The organism is Sphingobium sp. WR1 (assembly GCF_059693745.1).
Window position 1 is genome coordinate 1 of sequence record NZ_JCATID010000078.1, and the last position, 1800, is coordinate 1800.

2 protein-coding genes are annotated in these 1800 nt (G+C 58.4%); both read left to right on the forward strand.

The features are described 5' to 3' along the window. A partial coding sequence (locus tag AC58EF_RS28415) for a hypothetical protein (RefSeq protein WP_497279702.1) occupies positions 1-180 on the forward strand: 180 nt, incomplete at its 5' end. A gap of 67 nt (positions 181-247) precedes the next feature. Then, a complete protein-coding gene (locus AC58EF_RS28420) occupies positions 248-1744 on the forward strand; it encodes a TonB-dependent receptor (RefSeq protein ID WP_497279704.1) in 1497 nt (498 codons plus the stop codon). Positions 1745-1800 lie beyond the last annotated feature (56 nt).

The following is a 1800-nucleotide window of genomic DNA, read 5'->3' on the forward strand; positions in this document are numbered from 1 at the left end:
CTGCGCTTGATCGATGAGCGCGCGTCCGGTCAGCTTCGCTACCGTCGAACTACACCATCACCCGGGGCACGACCCTCAATCATATTGCGCAAACCGGACATCCCATCGCGAAACCGTCATCATGTTCATGGCCCGACGGTCGAAAAATTCCAAAGCATCGCGAAGCGGACATTGGTTTGATCGCAGACAGGACATGGCGCGGAAGCCGGTTTTCCGGGCTCCTTGCCAATGCTAGCCGTCGATGGGGATGGGTAGAGATAGAAAAACGTCCTGTCCGTATGCAATGGCTCTGGGAGGGGATAATATGGCTTCAGAGAAATGGTTTCGGACAAGCGCCTTGGCGAGCTTGTCGGTTTTTGTCACGGCCGCTGCGCCGGCGGTGGCGGCGGATCAGACCGGTTCTGTGGGAATAGAGGACATCGTGGTCACCGCCCGGCGGACCGAGGAAAATATCCAGACGACGCCGGTCGCCGTCACCGCTCTTTCGACTGAAATGATCAAACAGGCGCAGGTCGGCGATGTGGCTGGTCTGCAGCGCACCGCGCCCAGCCTGTCGATCGCGACCGGCGCCCCGGGCGGTTCGGGTTTCGTCTATATCTCCATTCGCGGCATGCCGGCATTGAACCCGGGCGTCGCCAACGACCCTTCGGTCGCGACCTATGTTGACGGGGTTTATATTCCGCGTCCTTCGCAGGGTTCGGCCGATCTCATCGACCTCCAGCGGGTCGAGGTCCTGCGCGGCCCCCAGGGCACGTTGTTCGGTCGCAACACCACCGGCGGCGCGCTCAACATCGTCACGGTCAATCCTACGGGCGATTTCGAAGGACAGTTCCGCATTCAAGGCGGCAACTATGATTATCGCAATATCGACGCGGTGCTCAACGTACCATTGGTGGGCGATGAATTGGCGGCGCGCTTCGTCTATGATTTCGTGGATCACGACGGCTACGCCCGCAATGTGACCTCGAACAGCGAATTGAAGGACCGTAACAGCCATTATGCCCGTGCTAAATTGCGTTGGGCGCCCGCCGGCAGCAACTGGTCCGCGACGCTCAGCGGCGACTACAATATCATCAAGGATCATGGTCAGTTCGTCGGCCTCGCAGCGGTCAATCCGGGCGCCAGCGCGGCAATCGGCGCGATCAACGCCGCAACCCCTCTTGCGGCATATCTGCACAACAAAGCCCATTGGTATAATGCCTATGGCATTCCATTCAGCACCAATCCGCCGGTCGGGTCCAATTATGGGTTTCTGACCGCAGGCAGCCGGAGTGCCTATAACAGGCTGGAAGCTTATGGCGGCAATCTCACGATAGATGGCGAAATCGGTTCTGTTACGGTGAAATCCATCTCTGCCTATCGCTACAGCAACGCAATAGGTCTGAACGAACTCGATGGTACGCCTGCTCAGATTCTGGCGGCCGAAAGTGCCTACAAGTCCGATCAATACTCCCAGGAACTTCAGTTGTCCGGAGAGCTTGGCGATCGGTTCAGTTATATTCTCGGCAGCTATTATTCGACAGAAAGCGGCCGTGAATCGTCGGTGGCGCAGACGTTCGGCTCCTTTACCCCCGCAGCCCCGGCACCCAATTTCGGTTTCAGCCTGAATTACGGCACAGTGAAGAATATCTCGGTCGGCCTGTTCGGCCAGGGCTATTACCGTCTGACCGATACGATCCGTCTTACAGGAGGCGTCCGTTGGACATGGGATAAGCGAGAGGTTGTTCGGTCGTGCCCCGGGTGATGGTGTAGTTCGACGGTAGCGAAGCTGACCGGACGCGCGCTCATCGATCAAGCGCA

Excerpts from the sequence above, each read along its gene's own strand:
- AC58EF_RS28420 (WP_497279704.1), top strand. The coding sequence starts at position 248 with ATGGGTAGAGATAGAAAAACGTCCTGTCCGTATGCAATGGCTCTGGGA.